This window comes from Microlunatus spumicola (genome assembly GCF_039536445.1).
Classification (GTDB): Bacteria; Actinomycetota; Actinomycetes; order Propionibacteriales; family Propionibacteriaceae; genus Microlunatus; species Microlunatus spumicola.
Map to the genome: position 1 here is coordinate 424751 of NZ_BAAAYR010000001.1, position 22560 is coordinate 447310.

General features: G+C 72.9%; 22 protein-coding genes and 1 pseudogene. 12 read left to right on the forward strand and 11 right to left on the reverse strand.

Annotated elements, in window-relative coordinates; all coding sequences use genetic code 11:
- Positions 1–4 precede the first annotated feature (4 nt).
- Positions 5–1660 (forward strand): bifunctional 3'-5' exonuclease/DNA polymerase, encoded by a 1656-nt coding sequence (locus tag ABD665_RS01920; RefSeq protein ID WP_204912491.1) that lies wholly within the window; start codon positions 5–7, stop codon positions 1658–1660.
- Between the two features lie 43 nt (positions 1661–1703).
- On the opposite strand, the gene ABD665_RS01925 is transcribed toward ABD665_RS01920, so the two are convergent.
- From ABD665_RS01925 to ABD665_RS01945, 5 genes are all read right to left on the reverse strand, one after another.
- Positions 1704–2840 carry an NAD(P)-binding domain-containing protein gene (locus tag ABD665_RS01925; protein WP_344740862.1) on the reverse strand — a complete coding sequence of 379 codons (1137 nt, stop codon included), beginning with the start codon at positions 2838–2840 and terminating at the stop codon, positions 1704–1706.
- Between the two features lie 42 nt (positions 2841–2882).
- Positions 2883–3620 (reverse strand): DUF5995 family protein, encoded by a 738-nt coding sequence (locus ABD665_RS01930; RefSeq protein WP_204912490.1) that lies wholly within the window; start codon positions 3618–3620, stop codon positions 2883–2885.
- Entirely contained in the window at positions 3617–6190 is a 2574-nt protein-coding gene (locus tag ABD665_RS01935; RefSeq protein ID WP_204912489.1) for a DUF4062 domain-containing protein, read from the reverse strand. Before ABD665_RS01935 ends, ABD665_RS01930 begins: the two co-directional genes overlap by 4 nt.
- Entirely contained in the window at positions 6187–7074 is an 888-nt protein-coding gene (locus tag ABD665_RS01940; protein ID WP_204912488.1) for a hypothetical protein, read from the reverse strand. The genes ABD665_RS01935 and ABD665_RS01940 overlap by 4 nt, the downstream gene beginning before the upstream one ends.
- Before the next feature lie 196 nt (positions 7075–7270).
- A complete protein-coding gene (locus ABD665_RS01945; protein ID WP_204912487.1) occupies positions 7271–8014 on the reverse strand; it encodes an alpha/beta fold hydrolase in 744 nt (247 codons plus the stop codon).
- Between the two features lie 284 nt (positions 8015–8298).
- Here ABD665_RS01945 and ABD665_RS01950 point away from each other — a divergent pair, with 284 nt between their 5' ends.
- Positions 8299–8484, forward strand: coding sequence for a hypothetical protein (locus ABD665_RS01950; protein ID WP_204912486.1), 186 nt, complete (start codon positions 8299–8301; stop codon positions 8482–8484).
- A 409-nt stretch (positions 8485–8893) separates the two neighbouring features.
- A complete protein-coding gene (locus ABD665_RS01955; RefSeq protein ID WP_204912485.1) occupies positions 8894–9298 on the forward strand; it encodes a MarR family transcriptional regulator in 405 nt (134 codons plus the stop codon).
- A 31-nt stretch (positions 9299–9329) separates the two neighbouring features.
- Here the strand turns inward: ABD665_RS01955 and ABD665_RS01960 are convergent, their stop codons facing one another.
- On the reverse strand, positions 9330–9965 hold the full coding sequence (locus ABD665_RS01960) for an isochorismatase family protein (RefSeq protein ID WP_204912484.1): 636 nt from the start codon (positions 9963–9965) through the stop codon (positions 9330–9332).
- A gap of 73 nt (positions 9966–10038) precedes the next feature.
- Entirely contained in the window at positions 10039–10950 is a 912-nt protein-coding gene (locus tag ABD665_RS01965) for a LysR substrate-binding domain-containing protein (RefSeq protein ID WP_204912483.1), read from the reverse strand.
- An 88-nt stretch (positions 10951–11038) separates the two neighbouring features.
- On the opposite strand from ABD665_RS01965, the gene ABD665_RS01970 reads away from it, so the two are divergent.
- Entirely contained in the window at positions 11039–11875 is an 837-nt protein-coding gene (locus tag ABD665_RS01970; RefSeq protein ID WP_204912482.1) for an SDR family NAD(P)-dependent oxidoreductase, read from the forward strand.
- 10 nt (positions 11876–11885) lie between these two features.
- Here ABD665_RS01970 and ABD665_RS01975 read toward each other — a convergent pair whose 3' ends face one another.
- On the reverse strand, positions 11886–12680 hold the full coding sequence (locus ABD665_RS01975) for a transglycosylase family protein (RefSeq protein WP_204912481.1): 795 nt from the start codon (positions 12678–12680) through the stop codon (positions 11886–11888).
- 209 nt (positions 12681–12889) lie between these two features.
- Between ABD665_RS01975 and ABD665_RS01980 the strand changes: the two genes are divergently transcribed.
- From ABD665_RS01980 to ABD665_RS01995, 4 genes are all read left to right on the forward strand, one after another.
- Positions 12890–13774 carry an aldo/keto reductase gene (locus tag ABD665_RS01980; protein ID WP_204912480.1) on the forward strand — a complete coding sequence of 295 codons (885 nt, stop codon included), beginning with the start codon at positions 12890–12892 and terminating at the stop codon, positions 13772–13774.
- A 145-nt stretch (positions 13775–13919) separates the two neighbouring features.
- Positions 13920–14312, forward strand: coding sequence for a DUF2510 domain-containing protein (locus ABD665_RS01985; RefSeq protein ID WP_204914496.1), 393 nt, complete (start codon positions 13920–13922; stop codon positions 14310–14312).
- Positions 14313–14787: 475 nt separating this feature from the next.
- Complete coding sequence (locus ABD665_RS01990) at positions 14788–16290, forward strand: integrin alpha (protein ID WP_204912479.1); 1503 nt, start codon at positions 14788–14790, stop codon at positions 16288–16290.
- Positions 16291–16626: 336 nt separating this feature from the next.
- Positions 16627–17526, forward strand: a complete 900-nt coding sequence (locus ABD665_RS01995; RefSeq protein WP_204912478.1) for an excalibur calcium-binding domain-containing protein — start codon at positions 16627–16629, stop codon at positions 17524–17526.
- A 157-nt stretch (positions 17527–17683) separates the two neighbouring features.
- Here ABD665_RS01995 and ABD665_RS21645 read toward each other — a convergent pair.
- Together ABD665_RS21645 and ABD665_RS02000 are read right to left on the reverse strand one after the other, a co-directional pair.
- Positions 17684–18007 (reverse strand): annotated as a pseudogene (locus ABD665_RS21645) (DUF2750 domain-containing protein); the annotation flags it as partial.
- A 107-nt stretch (positions 18008–18114) separates the two neighbouring features.
- A complete protein-coding gene (locus ABD665_RS02000) occupies positions 18115–18675 on the reverse strand; it encodes a hypothetical protein (protein ID WP_204912477.1) in 561 nt (186 codons plus the stop codon).
- Between the two features lie 296 nt (positions 18676–18971).
- Between ABD665_RS02000 and ABD665_RS02005 the strand changes: the two genes are divergently transcribed.
- The 3 genes from ABD665_RS02005 (at position 18972) to ABD665_RS02015 (ending at position 21163) form a co-directional block, all read left to right on the forward strand.
- Positions 18972–19433, forward strand: a complete 462-nt coding sequence (locus ABD665_RS02005; RefSeq protein WP_204912476.1) for a DUF2550 family protein — start codon at positions 18972–18974, stop codon at positions 19431–19433.
- A gap of 133 nt (positions 19434–19566) precedes the next feature.
- Positions 19567–20175, forward strand: a complete 609-nt coding sequence (locus tag ABD665_RS02010; RefSeq protein ID WP_204912475.1) for a hypothetical protein — start codon at positions 19567–19569, stop codon at positions 20173–20175.
- Positions 20176–20305: 130 nt separating this feature from the next.
- Complete coding sequence (locus tag ABD665_RS02015) at positions 20306–21163, forward strand: phosphotransferase (RefSeq protein ID WP_204912474.1); 858 nt, start codon at positions 20306–20308, stop codon at positions 21161–21163.
- A gap of 123 nt (positions 21164–21286) precedes the next feature.
- On the opposite strand, the gene ABD665_RS02020 is transcribed toward ABD665_RS02015, so the two are convergent.
- Positions 21287–21613 carry a hypothetical protein gene (locus tag ABD665_RS02020; RefSeq protein ID WP_204912473.1) on the reverse strand — a complete coding sequence of 109 codons (327 nt, stop codon included), beginning with the start codon at positions 21611–21613 and terminating at the stop codon, positions 21287–21289.
- 398 nt (positions 21614–22011) lie between these two features.
- On the opposite strand from ABD665_RS02020, the gene ABD665_RS02025 reads away from it, so the two are divergent.
- Entirely contained in the window at positions 22012–22449 is a 438-nt protein-coding gene (locus tag ABD665_RS02025) for a Rid family hydrolase (protein ID WP_204912472.1), read from the forward strand.
- Positions 22450–22560: the final 111 nt, after the last annotated feature.

A 22560-nucleotide genomic window follows, 5' to 3' on the forward strand; every position in this document is an offset into this window, starting at 1 on the left:
CGGCGTGGACGTCGCCCTCGCTGCCGCCGGTGAGGCCGTGGAGGTCGCCGTGCTCGACCGGTCGGGGCGGACGTCCCAGGGGCAGCGGATCGCCTGGACCGAGCTGCCCGCCCGCGTCCGGGAGCTGGAGGCGCAGGGGCCGCGCTGGGTCTGGGCCGACACGGGTCGGGTCTACCCGGCGCTGCTCGACGCGGGCGTCGCCGTCGCCCGGTGCCAGGACCTGCGGCAGTGCCACGCCGTCCTCGTGCGGTCGACGTACGCGACCGTCCCGCTGCCGTCGGTGGACGACGCCCGCTGGGGTGCCCAGGAACCCGCCCCGGACGCCGAGCCGACGCTGCTCGACCTCGCCGACACCGGCGACACGCTCGCGCTGGTCGACGTGGTGGAGGAGCACCGGGCGCAGCAGGCGACGGTGGCCGCTTCGCCGTACGCGGCCCGGCTCCGGCTCCTGCTCGCGGCGGAGTCCGCCGGCGCGCTCGTCGCCGCCGAGCTGACCCACGTGGGCCTGCCGTTCGACGCCGCCGAGCACGAACGGCTGCTCACGAGCCTGCTCGGGCCGCGCCCGCTGCCCGGCGTCCGTCCGCGCGCGATGGAGGATCTCGCCGACCAGGTCCGCGACGCGCTCGGTGCACCGACCCTGAACCCCGACTCCGCGCCCGACCTGCTGCGGGCACTGCACAGCGCCGGGGTCGCGGTGGAGACGACCCGGCAGTGGGAGCTGAGCCAGGTGGAGCATCCCGCCGTCGGTCCGCTGCTCGAGTACAAGAAGCTGGCCCGGCTGCACGGGGCGAACGGCTGGTCGTGGCTGTCGGCGTGGGTCGTCGGAGGACGGTTCCGGCCCGGCTACATCCCGAGCGGGGTGGTGACGGGCCGCTGGGCCGCGCGCGGCGGCGGGGCGCTGCAGCTGCCCAAGCAGATCCGCGGGGCGGTGGTGGCCGACCCGGGCTGCGTGCTGGTCGTGGCCGACGCGGCTCAGCTGGAGCCGCGGGTGCTCGCGGCCATGGCCCGCGACGAGGCGATGGCGACCGCCACGCGGCGCGGCGACCTCTACTCCGCCCTCGTCGACGACGGCGTCGCCGACACCCGCGCCCACGCGAAGGTGGCCATGCTCGGCGCGCTCTACGGCGCCACCTCGGGGGAGTCGGGGCGGCTGATGCCCCGGCTGGTCCGCAGCTATCCGGCGGCGACGGCGTACGTGGAGCAGGCGGCGCGGGCGGGGGAGGCCGGCGAGGTCGTCACCACGTGGCTGGGCCGCAGCTCACCGGCCCCGTCGGAGGCGTGGCAGGAGGCGCAGCGCTGGTCGGCGCTGCCCGAGGCCGGGCCGGACGAACGTCGCCAGGCGCGGACGCAGGCACGCGACTGGGGGCGGTTCACGCGCAACTTCGTGGTCCAGGGCACGGCCGCCGAGTGGGCGCTGTGCTGGCTCGCCGACCTGCGGCGGCAGCTCGCGGCCCTCGGTGACGTCGACGCCCGCCCGCCCCGGCTCGTCTACTTCCTGCACGACGAGGTGATCGTCGAGGCACCGACCGCGCTCGCCGGGGCCGTCGCCGACGCCGTCCGGGCCTCGGCGCGTCGGGCCGGGCAGCTGCTGTTCGGCACGTTCCCGGTCGAGTTCGCCCTCGACGTCGCCTGCGTGGACCGCTACTCCGACGCCGGCTGAGGTCGGGTCCAGGGACGTCGGGTCCACGCCGTACCGGCCCCGCTCAGGCCGCGCCGCGCCCGTCCCGTACGCCGGTGTCACGGAGGTACCGGGACAGCGTCGCGACCGCTTCCCGGCCGGCGCGGTTCGCGCCCACGGTCGACTGTGAGGGTCCGAAGCCGACCAGGTGGACGCGCGGCTCGACGGCGACCTGCGTCCCGCGCAGCGTGATCCCGCCGCTCGGGTTCCGGAGGCCGAGCGGGTCGAGGTGGCGCAGCGCGGCCTTGAAGCCGGTGGCCCAGAGGATCACGTCGAGGGGCGTGAAGGAGCCGTCGGCCTCGCGGACCCCCGCGGGCTCGATCGCCGTGAACATCGGACGCCGGACCAGCACGCCGCGCTCCCGGGCGGCGAGGACGTACGAGGCCCAGGGCAGCCCGGTGTAGGAGACGACGCTCCCGGTGGGCCGGCCGGCCTCCGCGTCCGCGGTGACGGCGGCGATGATCCGGCGGCCCTCCACCTCGGGCCGGAACTCGCCGTCGAGGAAGACAGGCTCCCGGCGGGTGTACCAGAGCACGGTCGCGCTGCGCGAGATCTCCTCGAGCTGCTGCACCGCCGAGATGCCGCCGCCGACCACGGCGACCCGGAGCCCGGCGAGCTCGTCGGCCGACCCGTAGTCGCGGGTGTGGAGCTGCCGGCCGAGGAAGGTGTCCTGGCCGGGGTAGCGGGGGAGCACCGGCTCGTCCCACGTCCCCGTCGCGTTGACGACCACGCGGGTCCGCCAGCGTCCGGCGTCGGTGTCGACGAGCAGGTCGCCGTCGGGGTCGGCGTCGGCGCGGGTGACGGACGTGACGTCCACCGGTCGGAGGACAGGCAGCCCCCGCTCGCGCTCGAACGCGGCGAAGTAGCGGGGCACCGCGGTGCGGCTCGGCTCGTCCGGGTCGATCGGCGGCGTCGGGAAGGACGGGAGCTCGAAGATCCCGTTGACCGTCGCCATCCGCAGCGACTCCCAGCGGTGCTGCCAGGCGCCGCCCGGACCCGCCCCCGCGTCGAGCACGACGAAGGTCCGGTCGGCGCCCGGTTCGGTCAGCGCGCTGACGAACCCGCGCCGCTGCAGGTGGTGGGCGGCCGACAGCCCCGCCTGCCCGGCACCGATGACGACAACGGTCGCGGACCGCTCGCCCACGGCACCGTCCGTCCCCACCGGCCCATTGTCCCCGGCGCCACGGCGCGCGGGCCGTCCGGCTCAGGCCGGCGGCAGCTCCACGCCGAAACCCCGGACGGCCACCCGCGGCAGGACCCAGCGCGGGTCCAGGAGCTCGGTGACCTTCGCCGACGACAGCGCGTCGAGGTCCTGCAGGCGCGCGGCGTACGCCTCCGGCCCGCCCCGGCGCCCCTCGGCCAGGACGAGCACGTTGCGCCAGGCCTGCTCGCGGGCCCGGGGGAGGAAGCGGTGCGTCAGCCGGGTGTTCACGGGCACGAGCGCCCGGCCGACCAGGCCCCCGTTCAGCCGCCGTCCCTCCGCCGCCGTCTGCGCCGCGAGGACCTCGTCGATCCGCGCGTGGTCCCGCCGCCGGGAGGCCAGCAGGTCCTCGGAACCGAGGTCGGCGTCGTCGAGGACGGCGAGCAGGGCCTGCGGGAGGTCCCAGTTCACGTGGGCGTTGAGCTCCACCAGGACGTGGACGAGGGGCGGCAGGGCCGGGTCCGCGCCGAAGGCCAGCCGCCACGGCCGGGGCGCGCCGTCGCCGGACGCGTCCGCGTCGTGCGCGGCGAGGAACAACCCGGCGAAGGTCACGTCCCAGCCGCTGACCCAGCCGCCGTCCTCGAACCCGCCCGCGGCGACGGCCCGCCCCACGGCCTCCGTGATCCGCAAGTACGTCTCGAGGAACGTCCGCCGGTGGGCCGACGCCGGCGGCAGGTCGTCAAGGCGCCGCCGCAGCTGCGCGACGACCTCCGCCACCCCGGGATTGACGATCGGCGTCACGCCGTGGCCTCGACCGCGTACGCCAGGCCGCGCAGCATCGGCATCGCCCGCCCGCGGGCCACCGCGGCGTCCCACCCCGCCGGACCGAGGGCAGCACGTACGCCAGCCTCGAGCGCGGCGGCGCCCGGCTGCAGGGCGGGCCAGACGCTCACCCCGACCAGCTCCCGGGTGCGGGTGGCGACCGCGAGCAGCTCGGCGGCAACCTCGGGCCGCCCCTGGAGCAGGGCGACGGCCGCGAACCCGCCGAGGCAGTTCGCGGAACCCTCCGAGTCGGCCAGGTGTCCGTGCACCTCGGCCGCGGCCACCAGGTTCGTCCGCGCCCCCGCGAGGTCGCCGCCCGCCAGCGCGTCCAGCCCCAGCAGGTCGAGGAGCTGGACCTCGAGGTACTCCGATGCGATCCGGCGGGCCGCCGCCAGGGCCTCGGTATGGGTGCGGACCGCCCCGACGGGGTCGCCCGACGCGAGCGCGAGCTGGCCCTGCACCGACATCGCGAAGGCCAGGCCCCAGTCGTCGTGCAGCCCCCGGAACAGCGAAACCGCGTCCGTCACGAGCGCGCTCCGCTCCTCGGGCGTCGTCTGCACGCGGGCCAAGGCAAGGCCGGCCAGCGCGAAGGCCCGCAGCCGCTCGACGCCCGGCGCGTCGAGGCACGCGAGCAGCTCGTCGAGGAGCGGCTCGGCCTCGGTCAGCCGGCCCTGGCTGATCCGGAACATCCCGCGTGCCCACAGCAGCGAGGCGCGCGGCACCATCGCCAGCCGGTGCGCGGACGGCAGCCCGGCGGCGCCCTCGGCGAGGGCGCTCATCTGCAGCAGCAGCCCCCGGCCCCACCAGTAGGGGAACAGCGGTGCCGCGATCCGGACGACGGTCTCGGCGTCGTCGTCGGCCACGGCCCGGTTGGCCGCGCCCAGCACGTCCTCCAGCTGGGCGTCGACCAGCTCCGCCCAGACGGCGTTGTCCGCCCCGAGCAGCTCGGGCCCGGCCTGCTCCGCGAACCGCACGAGGTGGTCGGTGAGCCGGGCCAGCGTGGCCTCGCGCTCGCCGCGCTCGACCAGCCGCTCGGCCGCGAAGCCGCGGACGGGGGACAGCAGCCGGAACCGCAGCTGCTCGGCGTCGGTGTCGTCCAGGACCACGAGGCTCTCCGACACGAGACCGGCGAGCGTCTCCTCCACCGGGAGGTCGCCGTCGGCCGCGCCGACCGCCTCGGCCGCGTCGATCGTCCAGCGACCGGAGAAGACCGACAGCCGGGCGAGCAGGGTGCGCTGGGCCTCGTCGAGCAGGCTGTGGCTCCAGTCGAGCGTGGCCCGCAGCGTCCGCTGCCGCGACGGCACGTCGGCGAGGTCGGCGCTGAGGTCGAGCGAGCGGTCGAGCCGGTCCCGCAGCCGCATCAGCAGGGTCGCCGGGCTCAGCACCCGCAGCTGCGCGGCGGCCAGCTCGAGGGCGAGCGGGATCCCGTCGAGCAGACGGCACAGGGCGGCCACGGCGTCGGCGTTCGTCGGCGTGAGCCGGAAACCGGGCCGGACCTGGCGGGCCCTGGCCACCAGCAGCTCGACTGCGGCGGAGGCGGCCACGTCCTCGACCGTCACCTCCGCACCGGTCGCGGGGACGGCCAGCGGCACCACGTTGAGCACGTGCTCGCCGCGCAGGCCGAGGACCGTACGGCTGGTCACGAGGAGGGTGAGCCGGCGGCAGCCGTCGAGGAGGCGGGCCAGGTCCGGGGCGGCGTCGACCACCTGCTCGAAGTTGTCCAGCACCAGGAGGAGGTCGCGGTCGCCCAGCCGGTCGACGAGCACGTCGAGCAGAGGGCGGCTGCCCTCGCGGCGGACGCCGAAGGCCGCGGCGACCGCGTCCACCACGCCGGCCGCGTCGGAGACGGAGGTGAGGTCGACGAACCAGACCGTCTCCTCGTCAACGCCCGGCGCGAGCACCGCGGCCTGGAGCGCCAGCCGGGTCTTCCCGATGCCACCGGGGCCGACGAGGGTGACGAGCCGGACGGCGGGGTCGGCGAGCCGGGTCAGCACCTCCTCCACCTCGGCGTCCCGCCCGACGAGCGGCGTCGGGGGCACCGGGACCCGCCCCGGGCGCAGGGGCTCCACCGCGCCGTCGCGGGGCGCCTGGCTGGCGGCGAAACGTTCGGTGAGCAGCACCGCGAGGTCGTCGCCGAGCAGCTCGGCCAGCTCGTCGGCGTCGGTGAAGCGCTTGTACGACGCCTCGTCGTCGTCGCGGATGCGGTTCAGGAGCTCCCGCAGCCGCGGCTGCTGCTCGACGCCGCTCTTGACGTAGATCAGCTTCGGCCGGTCGCCGGACAGCCGGTACTCGTCCTCGAGGCCCGAGATCTCCTCGTCCGGGGCGACCCAGCCGTAGCTCCCCGCGTACACGCCGACGAAGACGTCGCTCTGGTCGAGGTAGGCCCGGTAGAGGTCGCGCGGCGCGTGCGGGCGGGCGCCGAGCTCGAACATCACCGGGGTGAGCCGCAGCTGCGTGATCACCGCCTGCACGGCCCGCCGCTCGAGGGCCAGCTCCTGCAGGGTCGAGGAGACGAAGACCCGGAGACGTCGGTCCGGCGTGGTGATCATGGGGTCTCCCGAGCGGTACGACGGTGGCGGGCCACGAGCGCGAGCCCGGTGACCCCGGTGCCGAGCGCCACGACGAGCGCGACGACGTAGACGGTCGCCGCCGCGGAACCCCGGGCGAACGCCTCCCCGTAGAGGACGAGCGCGAGGAGCTGGAGGAGGCCGAAGACGACGTACGCGACCGCCGGGATCCGGACCCGGGCGACGTCGCGCTCCCGCAGGGAGAGCAGCGCGGCGACGGCGAGCGCGGCCAACCACGCCGCGATCATCCGCGCGGTCAGCGGCGTCAGCGTCCAGGGCCACCAGCGCGCGGCGGCCGCCGGCGCGAGGAACAGCCCGACGGCCGCGACGCCGAGCACCAGGCCCTGCAGCCCGAGCAGGCCCAGCAGCCACGCGGGCAGGGTCCGGGGCGTGCGCGGGGACGTCGGGCCCGGGTGCGGGACGCGTGACTGCCGGACGACGACCACGAGCAGCGCGACCGGGACCACGAGGTAGACGACGAGCCAGACCCAGGCGGCGCCCACGGCCGCGAGGCCGGGCGCGTGGAAGTGGAAACGGTCGAGGTGCAGCAGCGTGGCCACGAGGGTCAGCGCGGCGAAGACGAGGACCGTGACCAGCGGGGTGCGGGCGTCGAGCCAGGACCGCGACCGCAGGGCGAGCACGGACAGCACGCACCCGGCGGCGTAGCTGGCGCCGAGGAACGCCGCCGACAGCGGCGGCTGGATCGTCCAGGAGAAGAGCGTCGCGGTCCGCCGGGCGAGGACGAACAGCTGGTTGGTGGCGACGAGGGTGAGGCAGACGAACGCCACCAGCAGGACCCGGGTGCTCGGCCGCAGCCGGTCGGGTCGGGCGTCCTGCGCGGGAGCGCCGACGTGATCAACAGCCATGATCAACAGCCACGGACGCCCCTCGTGTGCAGGTGGACCTCGTCGTCACGGACCGACCCCGGTGACACGTCACCCTATCGAGTCCGGGACGCCTGTCGCCACGCCCGAGGGCGCGCTCGAGACCGCGGAGGCGAAGATCCCGACCAGGTCCAGGACCGGCACGGCTCGTCGCCCCCGCGGCCGCGTCGGCGTCCGGTCAGGCCGTGGCGCGGGCGGCCTCGACGATCAGGTCGGCCACCACCCCCGGCCGGGAGACGGCGACGGCGTGCGACGCGTCGACCTCGGTGACCCGGGAGCCGGCCCGCTCGGCCATGAAGCGCTGGGCGTCGGCCGGCACGGCGAGGTCCTGCGTCGTGACCAGCGTCCAGGAGGGGATCGAGCGCCAGGCCGCCTTCTCCGCCTTGCCCTCGAGCGCGTCGGGGGTGATGGGCCGCTGCGTGACCGCCATCAGCTCGGCGACCTCCGAGGGGACGTCGGCGGCGAAGACCGCCCGGAACTTGTCCGGGTCGATGTAGAGGTCCGTGCCCGACCCGCCCTCGCCGTCGGGCAGCGGCACGGGGACCAGGGCCGGACCGAGCTCGTTGCCCGGGAACTTCCCGGCCAGCTCGCCGGTGCTCTCGCCCTCCTCGAGCAGGAAGCTGCCGAGGTAGACGAGCGCGCGGACGCCGGGGTGGCCGTCGGCCGCCTCGCTCATCACCGAGCCGCCGTACGAGTGGCCGGCCAGGACGACCGGGCCCGTCGTGCGGTCCAGGACGCTGCGGAGCTGGGCGGCGTCGGTGCGCAGGTCCCGGAGCGGGTTGGCCGCGGCCAGGACCGGGTAGCCCTCGCCCCGGAGCTGCTCGATCACCCCGTTCCAGCTCGAGGAGTCGGCGAAGGCGCCGTGCACGAGCACGACGGTGGGGCGGTCCTCGGTGGTCGCGTCGCTGCTGGGGTCGGTCATGGTCGTTCCTCTCGGGTTCGCGGCGACCGGCCGGTCGCTCTGCGCTGTTGCTCCGAGCGTAGAAATTCCGACCCTCCGTCCGCGTACGTCACATGACGGTCGACACGGCCTAACCGCGGGCGACCCGCGCTCGTGATCGACCCCGGGCCGGCCCGGCCGCGGCGCTCCGGGGCGGGGCGCCCGACGGTGCGACACTCGCGTCCTCGACGGCCGGCGACCGGCTCCCGGGCTCGCTCCGGACGCACCCGCCGGACGTCCCGTGGCTCGACCGAGGGAGCAGGCCCATGACCACCGAACCGCCGCAGACGCCCGACGTCGACCTGCCCGGGCAGCACCAGGACGGGCCCGACCTGGACATCGAGGTCGAACCCGAGCCCGACCGTGAGCCGGCCGAGGCACCCGAGCCGGACGACGCGTCGGCGGACGACCCCGCGCTCGGGAACACCCTGATCAGGCCCGAGAACTCCTAGGGCCGAGCGTTCCCGGTCACGCGACGGGCGTCCCGCTCAAGCGAGCGCCAGCACGAGACCGGCCGCGACCAGCAGCAGCGCGGTGACGCCGGGGACCTGGAGGGCGTACGAGCGCTTCGCCCTGATCGTAGGCCGGAAACGGAACTTTTCGTCCGATTCGTCTACACGTGGAGAGGGGTCGTGCGCGCCCGAGGGTTCGCGCGGCACGGGACGCCGCCGGACGTGCCATCCTGAGCGAGCCGGGCCCTCTCGGGCCGCAGCCGCCGGGCGGCGCTTCTTTCGGTCCTCGTCCCGCGTCCGCGCAGCCGAGGCCCGGGGGCTCGAGGACATCTTCCGCGCTCGTCCCGACCCAGGAGAGACCATCGACGACAGCAGCACCACCAAGGACCAGGCGATCCGCAACCTGAGGATGCTGATCCTCGCCGGCGAGCGCTACCGGCAGGTCCTCGCCGAGGCCATCGGCCTGGGCACCACGGAGAGCCAGGCGCTCTCCTACCTCGAGGTCCACGGCAGCACCGGCCAGGCCGAGCTGGCCCGCGACCTCGGCCTGACGAGCAGCGCCCTCACGGCGCTCGTGGACCGGCTCGAACGCCACGGCGTGGCCGAGCGCGTGGCGGACCCGCAGGACCGCCGGCGCAGCACGATCCGGGTCACCGAGCACGGCGCCACGCTGGTGACCGAGAGCCACGGCTGGCTCGACGCCACCCTCGACCGCGTCGAGCCGGACGCCCTCGGGCTCGTGTCCGCCTCGCTCGCGCTCATCGCCGAGGACCTGTTCGCGCGGAAGTCGAGCCACCAGCCCGAACCGGTCTGAGCCGGCCCGGTCGGGTCGTGACCTCGGTGGGTCAGCCCGCGAAGGCGGTCCGGCCCTGGGTGGCCGAGGTGCCGAGGTCGCTCTTGGGGAGCGGCTCGCCGGAGCCGACGGCCGCGGTCCAGGCCTGCGTCGTCGCCACGGCGGCGAAGTTGGAGTGCAGCAGGACGAGCAGCGTCTCGTGGAGCTGGTCGGCGGAGACCTTGCCCGCCTCGTTCGCGAGGTGGATCGCCCCGGTGGCGTCGGAGAGGACCTCGGCCTCGAGCCCGAGCTCCTCGGCCCCCACGGCGGTGGCGAGGTCGCAGTTGTTCGTCATGTAGCCGACGATCGTGATGGTGTCGACGTCGCGCTCGGCCAGCCAGGCGGCCACGTCGGTCCCGGCGAAGACGCTGCCCTTGTCCTTGGTGGCGCGCTTCCAGGAGGGGTCGAGACGCCGCTCGACCTCGGGGTGCAGGGCCCAGCTGTCGCTCCCGACGGCGAACACCGGCGAGCCCTCGGGCGCCTGGTGCTGCACGACGACGACCGGCAGGTCCGCCTGCTTCGCGACGTCGAGAGCCGTCACGACGTTCGCCAGGGTGGCCTCTCGCGACGGCGCCTGGATCTGCAGGATCCCGTCGAAGTACTCCTGCTGGACGTCGACGACGACGAGGGCGCGGCGGGGTGCGGTCATGGTGGCTCCTGGTGCTCGGTGGACGAGCACCCATCATGGCCGCGCGTCCGACCGGCGCCTCCCGAGCGGGCCTTCAGCGCTCTCCCAGCAGCGCGGAGGCGCAGTCCACGAGCTCGTCCACGACCACGCCCGCCGCGGACGGCTCGGGCTCGTCGCGGACGAGCGCCAGAGCGCGGCGTCCCGCCCAGCCGGGGTCCCGGAACGTGATCACCTCGACCCCTCGCGGGACGGAGAGCGCCGCCAGCGACGGGATCAGCGCGACACCGAGCCCGGCCGCCACGAGCCCCAGGCGGGTGGCGAGGCTCGGAGCGGCGTAGCCCACGACCGGGTCGGTCAGGGTCGGCCACGCAGCGAGCTGCGGGTCGGTGCGGAGCCCCTCGCCGACGACCCACACCTCGGCCTCGAGGTCGGCCGGCCCGACGCTCTCCTTCCCGGCCAGGCGGTGCCCGCTCGGTACGGCGAGCCGCATGCCGGCGCCGGGCAGCGTCCGGGCGACCAGTCCGTCGAGGTCCTGGTCGGGCAGGCCCGCGCCGACGGCGACGACGGCCACGTCGACCCGCCCCGCGCGCAGCTGCCGGAGCAGCGCCGGGGTCGACGCCTCGCGGAGCTCGACCCGCATCGCCGGGTGCGCGTGGGCCAGTCGCCGGACGGTCTGGGGGACGAGGACGCTCGCGGCCGTGGGGAACGACCCCAGGACCACCCGTCCGCCCAGTCCCTCGCCCAGCGCGGCCAGGTCGCGCGTCATCCCGGACAGCTCGGCCAGGACGGTGCTCGCGCGCCGGACCACGTGCATCCCGGCCGGCGTCGGCGTCACCCCTCGCGCCTCCCGCCGAAACAGGGGCAGGCCGGCGGCAGCCTCCATGGTCGCCACCTGCCGGGACACCGCCGACTGCGTGTAGCCGACCCGCTCGGCCGCCGCGGTGAACGAGCCGGTGTCGGCGACGGCCTGGACGACCCGCAGGCCCGCGATCGTGAACTCCGGCACCCCGGCACGCTCTCACATGAGCGCTGCTCATGGGAACCATCGAGTAGTGTCGCTTGTCGAATGGCTTCACCACGCCCAACCTGGAGCCATGTCCGTACGAGCAGCAGCGCAGCCCACCCCCGCCCGTCCCCGCACCTGGTTCGTCACCGGCTCGTCCCGAGGGTTCGGCCGTATCTGGGCCGACGCCGCCCTGGGACGTGGTGACCGCGTGGTCGCGACGGCCCGCGAACTGGATCGGCTGGAGCCCCTCGTCGAGCGCTACGGCGACGCGATCCTGCCGGTCCGGCTGGACGTGACGGACCGCGACGCGGTCCGCACGGCGGTCCAGGAGGCCGCGGACCACTTCGGGTCGCTCGACGTCGTGGTCAACAACGCCGGCTACGGCCACTTCGGCCGCGTGGAGGAGCTGTCCGAGGCCGACGTCCGCGACCAGCTGGAGACGAACTTCTTCGGAGCCCTCTGGGTGACGCAGGCGGCGCTGCCGATCATGCGCGCGCAGCGGTCCGGCCGGATCCTCCAGGTCACGAGCGAGGGCGGCGTCCGCGCCTACCCCGGCATCGGCGCCTACCACGCGTCGAAGTGGGCGCTCGAGGGTCTGTCCGAGTCGCTGGCCCAGGAGGTGGGGGAGCTCGGCATCCACGTCACGAACGTCGAGCCCGGCCCGTACGCGACCGACTGGCTCTCGAGGGGCGCCCGCCACAGCGAGGAGCTGAGCGCCTACGACGCGCAGCGGGCCGCCGACACCCAGGTGTGGGAGGTCGGCGACCCGGAGCACACGGGCGACGCGATCCTGGCGCTCGTCGACGCGGAACGCCCGCCGCGCCGCCTGCTGCTCGGGCGCTCGTACGACGCGATCGCCGCCATCTACGCCGAGCGGCTGCGGACCTGGGAGGAGTGGCAGCCCGTGGCGCTGGCGGCGTTCTAGCTGCGGGCGGTCAGGGCTTGCAGCTCCAGGGGCTGAAGCCGCGCTTCTTGTACAGGCGGTTGGCGACGTGGATCTGCTCGCGCTTGCTCGCCTTGTTCGGGTACTTGGCGAACCTGTTGCCGCCCGCGGAGCGCCACGTGGACAGGCTGAACTGCAGCCCGCCGTAGTAGCCGTTGTGGGTGTTGATGCTCCAGCGGCCGCCCGACTCGCACTTGGCGATCTTGTTCCACTGCTTCCAGCGCGACGAGTCGAGCTTGCTCGTCCCCACCTTGACGATCTTGTTGCGCACCTTGCGGTTCGTCTTCTTGTGCACGTCGGTCGTCGCCACGCCGTTGACCGTGGTCGTGGTGTAGGTCCGGGTGACCTTGCCGGTGCGACCCTTCCGGACGGTCTTCTTCTTGCCCTTCATCATCGAGCTGGTCTTCTTCTTGATCGTCTTGTACTTGACGGTCGACTTCTTGATCGTCTTCGTGACGCTCACGACGTCGACGACCAGCGACATGCCGTCCGTCACGGCCGTCTCCGGGGCGGGCGACACCCGGTCGTCGCCGTCGACCACGAGGCCCAGCTGGGTGATCGCGTCGGCCACGGTGCTCGCGCCGGTCACCTTCACCGTCGACTCCTGCGCGGCGTAGCGCAGGTGGATCGACGTGGTCCGCACCGGGCTGCCCGTCGGGGACGGGGACGTGCTCGGCGTCGGCGACGGGCTGGGGGAGGGCTCCGCGTACGCCGGCGCCCCTCCCAGGCTGCCCGCCAGCAGCGCCGTCGTTGCCGCAGCAGCGATCCAGGTCGCGATTCGTCGCATCGATCCATCCCCAAGGGCCGTGAGCCAGGCGGTCGAGCAGGTGAGAGCGACCGCAGAAGAGCCTGAGCGTGCCCTTCAGATAACGGTTTGGCAACTACAGCGTGGCGGGCTTGAGACCGAAGCCGGCCGTAGAGAGCGATACCGGAGGCCCTCGTGCCACCGGCGACCTGCGCCGGAGGTGCGCGGGCGGGGTCCGTAGGGTCGCCCCCATGCAGACACGCGCACTCGGCAACGACACCGTCGGCCGCGTCGAGGTCGGGGCGGTCGGGCTCGGCCTGATGACCTTCGACCAGACCGGCCACCAGCCGCGCGAGCAGCTGCTCGACACCGTGCGCGCCGCCCTCGACGCCGGCGTCACCCTCTTCGACACCGCCGACGCCTACGGACCCGGCCAGCAGCTCGGCGCAGAGGCCCAGGGCGAGAACGAGAAGCTCGTCGCCTCGATCCTCGACGAGCTGGGCGTCCGCGACCGCGTCCTCCTGGCCACGAAGGGCGGTGCCTTCCGCACCGAGGGCGGCGGCTGGGACCACGACGGGAGCCCCGAGCACCTGTACCGGGCGGTCGACGCCAGCCTGTCGCGGCTCGGGGTCGAGCAGATCGCGCTGTGGCAGCACCACCGTCCCGACCCCAAGGCCGACTACGCCGAGACCATCGGTGCGCTGACCGAGATCGCGGCCAGCGGCAAGGTGCGGATGATCGGGCTGTCCAACGCCGACCCCGGCCAGATCCGGGCGGCGCACGAGTCGTTGGGCGACAGCCTGGTGAGCGTGCAGAACCAGTTCAGCCCGAAGTTCCGCAGCAGCCGGCCCGAGATCGACGTCTGCGCCGAGCTGGAGCTGGCCTTCCTGCCCTGGAGCCCGCTCGGCGGGTTGTCGGACGCCAAGGAGCTGGCCACCCAGCACCCGGCCTTCCAGCAGGTGGCCCAGGCCCACGGCGTGAGTGCCCAGCAGGTGGCGCTGGCGTGGGAGCTGGCCCAGTCGCCCGTCGTGATCCCGATCCCGGGCGCCAAGCGGCCGGAGTCGATCCGCGACTCCGCAGCCGCCGCTGACCTCGAGCTGGCTCCGGACGAGCTGGCCGCGCTCGACCAGGACTGAGCTACGACGGGTCGGCGCGCTGGGTTCCTGTCGAGCCCAGGGTGAGCGAGGGCCTGTGCGTCGGTCCGAGCAGGAGAACCCGGCCGCGAGGTCGGGCTTCGTCCTAGCATGACGAGCGAGCACACGTACGTCGGAGAGGCAGGTCGTGGCGAGTCCACCAGCGGGTTGGTACGACGACGGCTCGGGGAACGGGCGGCAGCGGTGGTGGGACTGCAGCCGCTGGACCGACCAGTACCAACCGCCACCAGCGGGCGGCGGCATCGGCGGAGTGGTCCGTCGGATCGAGCACGCCGCCGTGGCAGGGCCCCAGCCTCGTGCGGCGAAGCAGGGCGCCAGCTACGTCGTGCTCCAGGTCATCCTGAAGGAGAAGCTCTGGGGCACGGGCTCGGGGAACCTCACCGAGCTGGAGAACGTCCTCAATGCTCAAGCGGCGATGGGGTATCGACTGCACACGATCACCACGGCGTCGTCGGGCAGCAAGGGCGTCGGAGGCGGAGACCGGATTCAGGCCACGATGGTCTTCGAGAGGATCTCGTAGGGGCGACGCTCCTCGCACGCTCGCCGCCTGAGCGACGGCTGCTCGGCGCTCCAGATCCTCGCGCCGGAATCTGCACGGCGGCCATGACGGCGTCGTACGAGGTGCCTTCGGGGTCAACGGCGTTCTGAGGTTCATCGGGCCGAGGCGCATCTCGTACGGACCGCACCCTCACACCCTCGGGAACCGCGCATGACGACGGTCTGGCGGGAACGCAGGTTGCGCGCGGCGACCAGCTGGTTCCACGCAGCGGCACCCAGGGCGGCGTCGGGGGCTCGTGTGCAGCCGCGCTGAATCTGGTGACCCGGGACAGCCGGTCTCTCCCCTGGTAGGAGGGTTCGGTGGCCGGGGTCGGAGCCGATCAGCCGCCCAGCGCTCTCCTCGGCTCTCGCTGCCGGCTCCTCGAGATCCCCGAACCGGTTGCGAAGAGGACCCTGAGGCCTGAGGGTGAGCATGCCCGTCTCGCTGAGGAGAAGCTTTGCCCGGTCGCCCGTTCCCCCTGGTCGCCTGCCTGCTGCTGACCTCGCCCCTCCTGCTGATGTCCAGCGCCCCTGCCGCGGTCGCGGCGACGAGCACGGCCAACCCGTACGACTTCGACGGCGACGGGTATCCCGACCTCGTGGTTGGTGCGCCGTTCCTGCGGGTGGGCACCCTCGACGCCGGTGGTGTCGTGGTGCTGCCCGGGTCGGCCTCCAGCCTGAAGAAGCAGGCCCAGGTGATCTCGGCGGCGACAGCCGGGGTGATCGGTGACCCCGCGAACAACGCGCAGCTCGGGCACGCGGTCACGAGCGCGGACTTCGACGGCGACGGGTTCGCCGACCTGGCCGTGGGCGTGCCGGTCGACTCCCGGCCGCTGTACGCCGCCGGTGCGGTCACCGTCCTCTACGGCTCACCGGAGGGGTTGCGCGGCAAGCGATCGCTAGAGCTGCTCCAGCCCGGCGGTCCGCAGGGGGACGCGACGTTCGGCGCCGCCCTCGCTAGCGGCGACCTCGACGGCGACGGCCGGGCCGACCTCGCCGTCGGTGCGCCCGGCGTCTCGGCCGGCGCGCTCGGCAGCGGGAGCGTGTTCGTCTTCTCCGGCAGCCGGGGCGGGCTCTCCGCCGACCGGGCCGCGGCGCTGCCGGGTCGACGGTCGAGCCCTGGGCCCGGCGCCGACGAGGACGAACGGTTCGGCGCCAGCCTGGCCGTGGGAGACGTCGACGCGGACGGCCGGCCGGACCTGGTCGTCGGAGCACCGGGCTACGCGATCGAGGGTGGCGGTGGTCTGCCCGGCTCGGTCAGCGCCTGCTACGGCGCCCCCGCCGGCCCGACCGGCTGCACACAGCTCGACCGCCGCCCTCAGCTCGCCGGGCTGGCCTCGGTGGCCGTCGGCGACGTCACCGGGTCGGCCCGTCCCGAGGTCGTCGTCGCCGTCCCGTCCGCCGACCTCGAGGGCTCCCGTGGCGGCACGGTCGACCTCTTGACCCTGTCCGGGCCTCGGGCCGCGACGACGGTCACGCGTGTGGCCCTGACTCAGCGCAGCAAGGGCGTGCCGGGCAGCGACAAGGCGGGTGACCGGTTCGGCAGCTCGGTCGCGCTCGGCGACCTGGACGCCGACGGCCACGCCGACCTGGTGATCGGCGCCGACGGCGAGAAGGTGGGCGGCCACGTCGGCGCCGGCCGGGTGACGGTCGTGCACGGCGGCGCTCGCGGCTACCGCACGTCGGGGAACCGGGTCTACGACCAGAACACGAAGGGCGTCACCGGCACGGCGGAGAAGCACGACTCCTTCGGCGAGGTCGCCCTGCTCGACGTCGACGCCGACGGGCACCTGGACCTCGCGGTCGGAGCGCCGGGCGAGAACGACGCCGCCGGCGGGGTCACGTTCCTGCGCGGCTCGGGATCGGGTTTCAGCGCGAAGAGGTCCCAGGCCTTCACGTTGAAGGACCTCGGGTACGCCTCGCCGAAGGGCGCCGGGCTCGGAGAGGCCCTGGGCCGCTAGGTCCAGACGGTCGCCTCGAGCCACGAGGCGTTGGGCGCCCCCTCGCGGTCCGGAGAACGTGAGGTCGTCGCCGTACCGGCTGTACGTCAGCCCGGCCGCCGCCACCGCCAGGCCGACGAGGCCGGTCGAGGGTGACGTTTGGAGACGACTGCAGGAGCTGTCCCGCACGACGGTGGCCTTGCAGGCTCCGCACGACGGTCGACCTGTGTGCGCCCGTTCAGCCCTGTCGCCCGCGGCGGCGGAGGGGTCCGACCATGGCCACCTTCGCGGTTCCCGCGTCGGCCCCTGAGGCTGCTCTAGGTTCTCCTTCACCACCCGGACCGAGAGAGGGTCTTCATGTTCAAGCGCCCAGCGCTCCTCGCGGCTCTTGCTGCAGCAGCCCTTGCACTGGTGATGGTCCCTTCGACGGCCACGGCGGCCCCCGAACCGGACCCGCACGATCCAGCGTCCATCGTCACGGAGGAGGCTCCGTACATCCAGGACACCAGGGTCGCTGGCGTGTCCTTGCGCTACACCTGCCACGGGCCCGACACCGTCATCAACGTGTCGCTGACCGTGGAAGGTGTGGAGGCCAAGGGAAGTGCACCGGTGGTGTGCCACGGCGACACGGACGCTCCCGTGGGGGTGCGGCTGGACGCACCGAAAGGTTCGAGCGGCTTCCCGGTCGGAACGTGGAATGCAGTCCTGGTGACGACCATCCCTGACCAGGTGACCCGAGCCTTGTTCCAGCAGGTCACCGTGCGCGCGCCGCTGCTGAAGACGGTGAAGCTCACGATCAACGCTTCGCCGGAGAAGGTTGGCCAAGGAAAGAGGATCACCGTCGAGGGCACGATCAAACGCGACGGCAAGAGGTGGCCCCAGGCGCAGGCCGACCTCCGCTTCAAGGTCGACGGAGGCAACTACCGGTACGTGAGGACCGTCACCGCAGACGCCAGAGGCGTCTTGAAGACCACCCTGCCGTCCACCACCTCGGGGTCGTTCCGGTACGCCTTCACGGGATCGCTCACGCTGGCCGAGGCAACCTCGCACGGGGATCACATCGTCGTGAAGAAGCTCAAGCCGAAGTCCTACGCGAGCTGCTCCGCGCTCAACGAGATCTACGCGCACGGGGTGGGCAGTGCGAGCGCGCGCGAGAAGGGGCTGGGCGTGAACGACTGGACGCGCGACACGAAGACCTACAAGAAGAACAAGAAGCTCGACCCCGACAAGGACGGCGTGGCCTGCGAGAAGCGCTGACCCCACGCGAGACCCCTGCCGAGATGTCGGGCAGGGGTCTTCGCATCACCAGGCCTTCATCTCGGCCTGATCGCGCCGTACGACCGTCGGCTTGCGAACGACCGTAGATCAACAGCTTCCCACCAGGTGCCGAGCCCCGAGCGTCGAGGTTCCGCAGCAGATCCCTTGTCGAGATGTCGTATCCGGTCGCCCGCCTGCCGCTCCAGTTCAGGCCGACGAGGAGATCGTCGCGTTCAAGATCGGGGAGCCACTCGTCGCGCCAACGCTCGAGCGGGATCTCCTCCACCTCGAAGGTGGAGTAGGCCGGCACGTTGTCGATGATGCGCTGCGCTTGCGACCGCATGGACCAGAACGGCATCGCTCGCGGGCCTGACGATCCGAAGGGCGCGGGGTAGCCGCCGTCGTCGAACACGGTGTAGACGAACTGGTCGCGAAGCGCCTCGCGGTAGAAGGCGTCCGCCTGGGGAGCACTCACGCTCACGAGTCGAGCGTGTCAGGGATCTCCGCTCCGGCCTGCCTCGACCGAAGAGAACGCGTCGAAGCGCATGGCGCTAGGCGTGCGTGCCCCGCGCGACGGTCGGCTGACGGCTACTGCTTGGTGTCGTCCTGAACCGGGATGGAGCCCAGGTGGTGGGCAGCCCGAGCGATGCGACGGGCAGACGCGTTGAAGAAGCTCGGCACCACCGTGAGGTTGGTTCCGTATCGGGCCTGGCGAACCGATTCCCAGCTGCTCAGCTCGTGCTTGAGGCCACCCGGAGGAGGCGGCATCCGCACGCCTGGCCTTGGCACGAACGAAACGACGACGCCGTTCTGGAGCGTCGTCAGCCAGCTCAGTGCTCGACTGCCACGGACCTGGAACGTGCTCACGACGACCTTCTCGACGTCAGCCCAGCTGACGCGCGGGTGGCCCCGGACCTCGAGGCCGGCTCGGTCCAGGACCATGACCGGGCCCTGGCGGTTCCGGGACCAGCTGAAGAGGAGCTGGACCACCAACCCGAGAACCAGCCCGGCAACTGCGACGAGCAACAGGACCAGTCTCCCGCTGACGAGGCTGGAGAGCCCTAGGAGCACGACCGGAAGAGCGACGAGTGTCCAAGGCCGGAGGGGTACCCACGCCGCGCGTAGCTCGAGCGACTCGTCATCAGCCATAGCGCTGATCCTGCAGCCATCTGCCGAAGATCGCTGCCACAGTGTCGGATGCCGTGTGCCCTCGTGGCACGGTCGGCCTGCGTGCTCCGCACGCCGGTCGCCTCGCTAGGGCGCTCGTTGCGAGACCAACCCCAAAGCGTCGGCGCCTGTTCACCGAGCACAGTCGCCGAACCTGTCCTGGTGTCGTCGACCTTGGTCTAACGTCATCTGCCGTGACCCCGAGTCAGGGTTCGAGAACCGGTGGACCACAGCTCCTGCCGCCGAGTCTCGTCCTGCTGCTCGTGACGTTCGTGTGCATGGCCGGTCTGCTTGTCGCCCTGATCTCCGGGGTGGCACGCGGTCGGTGGCTCGTCCCGATCATCGCGGTGCTGTTCGTGGCCTCGGTCAGTGCCGTCGTGGTCGGTCTCGTTCGGCGGCGTGACGACGCTCGCGATCGGCACCAGGTCGACTGCAGCCTGAGAGTGGTCGAGGGCGCGGTCGACGGCCTGACGTCTCGATGGCGCAGTGGTGCGGCCGTCATCGAACAGGGCGAGATCCGCTTCCGACGCATGGTGGGCGGTGTCCGCTTTCTTCCGGGTCGCCGGGTCGACCTCAAAGGCGCTCGAGTCGGACTGCGTCTTGGGCCTACGACGTGGGCTGAGGTCCGCTCGGTGGCGCTGGGTAGCGAAGTCGTGCAGCTGACCACGGCAGACGCGGTGATCGAAGCCGCCTTTCCGCCGCGCGTCATGCAATGGGTCGTTCAGCAGCTGAACGGCTAGCGGGTACGCATTCGCACGGCGATCCCACCGGGGCCTCAGCAGGAGAACAGAGTCCGGTGCCCACGACAGGCGTCCTGCGTTCAGTCGCTGTGCCTGCTGCCAGGTCGGTGGCAGCATGAGGGTGGAGGCCGGGATGGAGCGGATCTGGGCAGCGTTGATCAGTCTCGGCCTGCTCTTCTGTAACGGCTGCGCCGTCCTTGGATCTGCGGCTGATCCGTGTGGCACTTCTCCGGGTGCGAGCGCGTTCCCTGGCGACTCGCTCGAGGACTGGGTGACGTACGGCGACCATCTGGTGGTTCTTCGCGGGATCGACGAGGTCGACCAGGACGGTCGTCAAAGAGTCCGGCTTCTCCAGGAGCGCACGCTCTGGTCCAGAGAGCAAGCACCCGCGGCGCCGCCCCAAGAAACGTTCGTGCCTGCTCAGAAGAGTCACGACGCGGCTGCAGCCAAGCCCGGCCATCGCTATCTGCTGGTGGGTACGTGGTGGGACGACCGGCAGGACGGGCGAGCGGAGTGGGTCCACCTCGAGCTGCTCGCGTTCGACGATGGGGTGGCCGGACGAGGAAGCGCTGGATGCCCGCCCGATCCCGCAGACGCTGGCTCCGGAAGGGCGGCCGTCTGGGGTCGTTCCCAGACCGAGATCGCCGGTCTCTTCAGCCGGACCCCACCAGACCCCGCCTCCGTGCGCTATCAGAACCTCGGACCGGATGAGCGCTGGCAGCGCGTCGCAGCCGCCCGATGACCCGTTCCGACACCTCCGTCAGCAACCGCTGAGCAGGGTCGGGCTCGTCGGTCGGTCTGCGTGCTGCGCGCGACGGTCGGCCTGTTCCTGCCCCGCACGACGGTCCGGGCTGCGGGGCAGACTTCGCGTCGTGGTCTACGAGGAGCTCGCGGGCGAAGAGGACGAGGTCGAACTGCCTCGTGGCGACGTGACCGAGCGCGTCGTACGCGTGGGGTCGACCGTTCGCCGACCGGTCCACCCACCGAGCGCAGCCGTGGCGGACTACCTGAAGCACCTCGAAGAGGTTGGCTTCGGCGGTGCACCCCGCTTCCTGGGCCGCGACCGAGCAGGTCGTGACGTCCTGGACTTCCTCGCGGGGGAGGTCGCCGGGGATCCTCCGCAGGCGTGGGCGGCCGACGACGAGCTGCTGGCCAGCGTCGGCCGGCTCCTCCGGCAGCTGCACGACGCGTCCGAGGGCTACGCGGCCGACCGCGGTTTCGCAGCGCCGCCCGGTTCGCGATGGTTCCGCTGGCCGTCCCCATCGAGCTCAGAGTCTTCCGCAGTGGTGGCCGAACCGGCGCCGGAGCTGGTGGCGCACAACGACGTCACCCCGCAGAACGTCGTCGTGCGCGACGGCCAGGCCGTGGCGCTGATCGATTTCGACATGGCGGGGCCGACCGCGCGCGTCGAGGACGTCGTCAACACGGCGACGCACTGGGTGCCGTTGCGGGCCCCCGTCGACACGTGGCCCGGGTGGTCCAGAACGAGGCAACCCGTGCGGTTGCGGCTCTTCGCCGATGCCTACGGGCTCACCGCCGCGCAGCGGGCTTCGCTGGTCGACGTCGCCCTGGCCCGTGCCGACCGCATGTGGCTGTCCATGAGAGGGGCGGCCGAGCACTACGGCGGCGGGTGGGCGCAGATGTGGCACGACGGCGTCGGCGATCTGATCAGACGCCGACGCGCCTGGTTGGTGGACCGCTCAGACGATCTCCGGGGTGCGCTCGAGTGAGCGGCGGCGGGTGCTCGTTCTCGCTGAACGCCCAGCCCCTGGCGTACGTCCGGCGCGGTGTGCAGCTCCGGTGCACCTGACCTTCCGGCCGGCGCCGAACGTCCGGTGACCTGACCGCTGCGGTCAGCGGGTGACGCGGAACGTCGTGCAGGCCGGGCTCGTCACGGTCCCCGAGAGGACGTCAGGATCCTGACCCGGCAGCTCGGCGGCCAGGCCGACCATCACGTACCCCGACGGCTTCTCGATCCAGGCCTTCGGCAACAAGGTCAGCGACCGCGGATCGAGCCGACCCGTCATCGAGTACCTGCCGTTCGGAACCCCGGGGTTGCTCTCGATGGGCCCGAAGCCGAGAACCGCCGACACCGCCCCGCCGCCCACGTCGGCGATGTCGAGGTTGAAACCCGTCAGGCCCTGACCGCAGGTGTACGTGCCCTTCCACCGACCAGTCACGTCACGACTGGCGGGCGACGCAGAAGCGGCCGGCGTCGGGGTGGGGTCACAGCTCGAACCGAAGACCAGGTCGCAGGACCCACGCGCGCTCAACGTCGGGTTCGGTGTACCCGGAGCGGGCGAGTCGGGCAGACCTCCTGCCGCAGCGCACCCGCCCACGCTGCCCGCCGCCACGAAGGCGACTCCGACCAGAACCGCCGAGGGCCTTGACCAGCGGCGATGCACGCGGTGACCCTAACAAGGGAGGGGACCAGCTGAGCCCTACCAATCTGGGTGGCCGCAACCACGACACGGAGGGTCGTCCCGCGACGCGGCGAGGGAGTCAGGCCGGAGCTGGGCTGGTGGCGCGGGAGAGGTATCGCCTTGCTGGCCGGCGAAGCAGATGCCACCCTCTCGAGATGTCGCCGTCGCCCTCGACCGTGCGGCTGCTCCGCAGCAGCCGACTGAGCACCCAGGTTCCCTACGCCTACGCCGCCACCACCGATGCGCCCGCGAGGCTGGTCTTCACCGCCGGCGCCTGCCCCCTCGACGAGGAAGGGCGGACCGTCGCGGTCGGCGACCTCGTCGGCCAGACCGAACAGGTCTTGATCAACCTCCGCGCAGCGCTGCACGCTGCCGGTGCTGATCTTGTGGACGTCCTGATGATCACCGTCTACGTGGCCACGACGTCCCGCGAGGACCTGGCTGCGGCGTGGGAGGTGGTGCGACGTGCGTTCGGCGACCACGATGCGCCCGGGACGCTGCTCGGCGTGACGGTGCTCGGCTGGCCGGACCAGCTGGTGGAGGTCGAGGCCGTGGCCGTCGCGCATCCCGACGCCACAGAGCCGCAGAGCTGACCTGGGGACGTTGTTCACCGGTCACAGGTGGTGCGTCCCGTCCGTCTGGTTCACGATGGTTCGATGAGCGATCGGGGTCCGACGACGACCGGCAGCCGTCTTCGACTCGTC

What these genes read in the sequence shown, in the direction of transcription:
- ABD665_RS01980 (WP_204912480.1), top strand. Translation starts at nt 12,890, where the DNA reads ATGCAGACACGCGCACTCGGCAACGACACCGTCGGCCGCGTCGAGGTC.
- ABD665_RS01940 (WP_204912488.1), bottom strand. Translation starts at nt 7,074, where the DNA reads ATGGCTGTTGATCACGTCGGCGCTCCCGCGCAGGACGCCCGACCCGAC.
- ABD665_RS01945 (WP_204912487.1), bottom strand. Translation starts at nt 8,014, where the DNA reads ATGACCGACCCCAGCAGCGACGCGACCACCGAGGACCGCCCCACCGTC.
- ABD665_RS02000 (WP_204912477.1), bottom strand. Translation starts at nt 18,675, where the DNA reads ATGGCTGATGACGAGTCGCTCGAGCTACGCGCGGCGTGGGTACCCCTC.
- ABD665_RS01960 (WP_204912484.1), bottom strand. Translation starts at nt 9,965, where the DNA reads ATGACCGCACCCCGCCGCGCCCTCGTCGTCGTCGACGTCCAGCAGGAG.
- ABD665_RS01955 (WP_204912485.1), top strand. Translation starts at nt 8,894, where the DNA reads ATGCTGATCCTCGCCGGCGAGCGCTACCGGCAGGTCCTCGCCGAGGCC.
- ABD665_RS02010 (WP_204912475.1), top strand. Translation starts at nt 19,567, where the DNA reads ATGGAGCGGATCTGGGCAGCGTTGATCAGTCTCGGCCTGCTCTTCTGT.
- ABD665_RS02005 (WP_204912476.1), top strand. Translation starts at nt 18,972, where the DNA reads ATGGCCGGTCTGCTTGTCGCCCTGATCTCCGGGGTGGCACGCGGTCGG.
- ABD665_RS01995 (WP_204912478.1), top strand. Translation starts at nt 16,627, where the DNA reads ATGTTCAAGCGCCCAGCGCTCCTCGCGGCTCTTGCTGCAGCAGCCCTT.
- ABD665_RS01950 (WP_204912486.1), top strand. Translation starts at nt 8,299, where the DNA reads ATGACCACCGAACCGCCGCAGACGCCCGACGTCGACCTGCCCGGGCAG.
- ABD665_RS01970 (WP_204912482.1), top strand. Translation starts at nt 11,039, where the DNA reads ATGTCCGTACGAGCAGCAGCGCAGCCCACCCCCGCCCGTCCCCGCACC.
- ABD665_RS01935 (WP_204912489.1), bottom strand. Translation starts at nt 6,190, where the DNA reads ATGATCACCACGCCGGACCGACGTCTCCGGGTCTTCGTCTCCTCGACC.
- ABD665_RS02025 (WP_204912472.1), top strand. Translation starts at nt 22,012, where the DNA reads ATGTCGCCGTCGCCCTCGACCGTGCGGCTGCTCCGCAGCAGCCGACTG.
- ABD665_RS01975 (WP_204912481.1), bottom strand. Translation starts at nt 12,680, where the DNA reads ATGCGACGAATCGCGACCTGGATCGCTGCTGCGGCAACGACGGCGCTG.